Source organism: Sutterella wadsworthensis (assembly GCF_003315195.1).
In the GTDB taxonomy this organism is placed as follows: Bacteria; Pseudomonadota; Gammaproteobacteria; order Burkholderiales; family Burkholderiaceae_F; genus Sutterella; species Sutterella wadsworthensis.
The window spans coordinates 1-3,120 of sequence record NZ_QNRV01000062.1 but is presented as its reverse complement, the minus strand read 5'-3'; the positions used below and the strand labels follow the sequence as shown (position 1 = coordinate 3,120).

Genomic DNA, 3,120 nt, shown 5'->3' with positions numbered 1-3,120 from the left:
GAAGCCGCTTTTTGGAGAATTTTCCATCTTTATGCTCTGCACATTATAGTTATAGAGCATGTTAACACAAAAACGAAAGCCCGTGGCCTATTTTTTCAAATAAGATCACGGGCTTGATAAAGATATTGACGGAACTGCCCTTGTTTTAGTGAGCAGGCATCCCGTAGTTCAGGTTTCTGAGGTTTTTTTTCTGCTGCTAAGGCACTAAGCGGGAGAGGAAAGCCTGCCCTTAAACCGCCGCAGAGGATCCCTTCGGCTGAACGTCGGCGGGCGCATCGTCATCAGCATGCGGATCGAGCATCACCACTTCCAGACGGTTGTAGGGAATGCGGATGCCTTCCTCGCGGAAACGACGGACAATATCGAGGGTAATGGCTGTTTTGATCCCGACGGAACCATTGACCGGGTCGGCCAGCCAAAAAGCCGCCTTCAGATTAATGCCGCTGTCGCCGAAGCTGTCCACATAGGCCCAGGGCTTGCGGCCCTTGACAATGCGCGGACGATCGCGCGAAACCTCTTCGAGCATGACGGCAAGCGCCCGATCCACATCCGCATTGAAGTCAATCGTCACAGCGACATACTGCGTATTGGCTTCATCCGTATACGAATGATTCAGCACAGCTGACGTCACGAACGCTTCATTCGGGACAATATTCTCAATACCGTCGAGACTGCGCACCACCGTAAAGCGCGTATTGATTTCCACCACCTTTCCGCGGAAGCCGCCCACCGTAACCAGATCTCCGATTTTGATGGATTTGTCCAAGAGGATGATGAATCCAGAAACATAGTTGGAAGCGATCTTTTGCAGTCCAAAGCCCAGCCCGACGCCTAAAGCGCCGCCGAAAACCGAAAGAATCGTCAAGTCGATGCCGACGGTTCCAAGACCGATGATGACCGCCAGAATCAGAAAAAGAACGGTGACAATGCGCGAAAGCACTACCTTCAGGTTGGGGGTCAGATTCTGCGCCCCCTGAATGAACTGATTGATGATGGCCGAAATCCAATTGGCAACGGCCAGCGTGAGCAGCACCGAAATCACCGCCATGAAGGCCTTCCAAACCGTCATGTCCCCCTTGCCGATGGGGATTCTCAGCGCATCAAGATAGTCCACCAAATCCGACAGCACGCCGAAGAACTGCAGCACTGCAAAGCACCAAAAGATGACGGTGACTGCACGCTGCACACCTCGGGTGATGATGCTTCGTCCAATGCTGGCCTGCACAAAGGCCATCACAACGGAGAGCACCGAAAATGCATAGAAGATCGAGTAGAAGATCCTGCAGATAACGAGCGACCGAGAAGGCTCATCACCCAGCGTTACGATCAGCCAGGCCGCAAGCGCGAGGGACGATCCTGCGATGAGGCCGAAAGACACATTCTCAAGAAGCCCGTAAGCCAGATGCTTGATGTGATTGACTACACCGAAATCATCTGCACTGGGGCGCCTCTTTTCGAGCCACTCCGTAAAGGCGCGAGACCCCCACCAGCCGAGAATGAAGGCACAGATCACTGCAAAAATCTGCAGCAGCAGGCTCGACCAGGTCATTCCCGCCGTAAGCGTTTCAAAAAAACGCGTGAACCAATGCGTCGTATCAATCACTGCATCTGCAGCTGCGGAAAGGCCTTCATCAGGGCTTGGGGCATTGGCCGCTGCCTGAAGGTGATCCGCCGCTTCTTCAGCCATCGCCTCGGCGGCCTCGGTATGTGTCGTCATAATGAAAATCTCTGCGGGCCTCCTGAGCCCGAAGCAGGGTTAGGGAAATTTAGAAACGAGCTTGAGCTGAGTGCTTGCGCCCTCGTTCCTCGGCATGCAGTCTATGCCGTTGTCGGCTGTTTGGCCGGTCGCTGCTGATCATATGATGGCTGCCGTGCGGCCATCAGTCGGTTGTCTCGCCGCGGCTGTCAGCTTCAATAGGAGCGGCAAACAAAGATAGTTGCTGTGCGGATTTCATGGTTAACAGCCTTGAAATGCTGACTAATTCAGTGCGCCAGCTTGCAATTTTCAGTTATAAAGTTGCTTGTATTCATAAAAGAGCTAATGATTAGCGGGACATATTGCTATGGACGCAACGGCAACTGTCAGCTTCCGCATGGACGCGAAGCTCAAAAAAAAAATTTGAGTCCATCATCCAAATGATGGGGCTCAACATGACAACAGCATTCACCGTTTTTGCTATCCCAGTCGTCAATGAAGGGCGGATTCCCTTTGCAATTAAGGCCGATCCGTTTTGGTGTGCCGAGAATCAGGCGCGATTGCGTGAAAGCATTGCTCAATTGGAATTAGGCAAGGTCAATGAGCACGATCTGATTGAGGGCGGCAGCAGGACAATCGCAAGAAACTGACCAAAGTAAATGCTTTAATCAAGGACATCAAGCACAACGGCAATAGCGGGCTAGGGCTGCCGGAACCCTTGACTGGCAATTTATCCGGCTTTTGGTCTCGCAGGATCGATGCCAAAAACCGTTTGATTTACCGCATTTCCGAAGAAGACGGTAACCGGACATTAGAAATTGTGCAATGCCGCACTCATTACAACGAAAAATAGTTCAAAAGCCGCCCTGCTTGCGTGAGGCGGCTTTTTTGTAGGTCTGGGATCATCCAAGTATGTCGGCGGCAGGGGCGGAGAGGTGTGCGCCGTTGCTGCGGCGAACACGATCAGAACGTGTCCCAAATGCGAAGATGTGTCGCCTCTGAATCCTTCAGGTTCTGCTGTCGAAAGTGCGGTTATGAAGGCGACGCCGACGTCGCGGACGCCAACAACATACTCAGGCGCGGGCAGCGCCTAAGAGCCCGTGGGGAGCGGCTGTGCACTGCTCGAGCTCAAGTTAAGCGGCCTTCTCGCAAGAGTCGTGCCGGTCAGCAGCAGAAACCCATCCGAAGAGATCCCTATGCGCCTAAAAACGCATAAGGACTCCGCAGGGAATCTCCGTCCTAATGACATGGACCACCCACCTACCCAGTGCGTCACAACGAAGCGCTGCGCGATAATGGGTGTATATCAACCCCGTAGGAGGTCCATGCCATGTCAAAGAAGAATACACGCAATGCGCTGGATACGTCGCTCTCGTACGCCGTCATCGGCCTCGATCTTGCTAAGGCAGACTGCGCCGTTGCAG

At 53.1% G+C, this 3,120-nt stretch carries 3 protein-coding genes; 2 read left to right on the top strand and 1 reads right to left on the bottom strand.

Annotated features, from left to right (window positions below):
• Positions 1–229: 229 nt before the first annotated feature.
• Positions 230–1,717 carry a mechanosensitive ion channel family protein gene (locus DES29_RS12240; RefSeq protein ID WP_113854948.1) on the bottom strand — a complete coding sequence of 496 codons (1,488 nt, stop codon included), beginning with the start codon at positions 1,715–1,717 and terminating at the stop codon, positions 230–232.
• 419 nt (positions 1,718–2,136) lie between these two features.
• On the opposite strand from DES29_RS12240, the gene DES29_RS12235 reads away from it, so the two are divergent.
• Together DES29_RS12235 and DES29_RS12230 are read left to right on the top strand one after the other, a co-directional pair.
• Positions 2,137–2,346, top strand: a complete 210-nt coding sequence (locus DES29_RS12235; protein WP_016474472.1) for a hypothetical protein — start codon at positions 2,137–2,139, stop codon at positions 2,344–2,346.
• Positions 2,343–2,549: a Txe/YoeB family addiction module toxin gene (locus DES29_RS12230; protein WP_081453990.1), complete on the top strand. Its 207-nt coding sequence runs from the start codon at positions 2,343–2,345 to the stop codon at positions 2,547–2,549. The genes DES29_RS12235 and DES29_RS12230 overlap by 4 nt, the downstream gene beginning before the upstream one ends.
• The last annotated feature ends 571 nt before the right edge of the window (positions 2,550–3,120 follow it).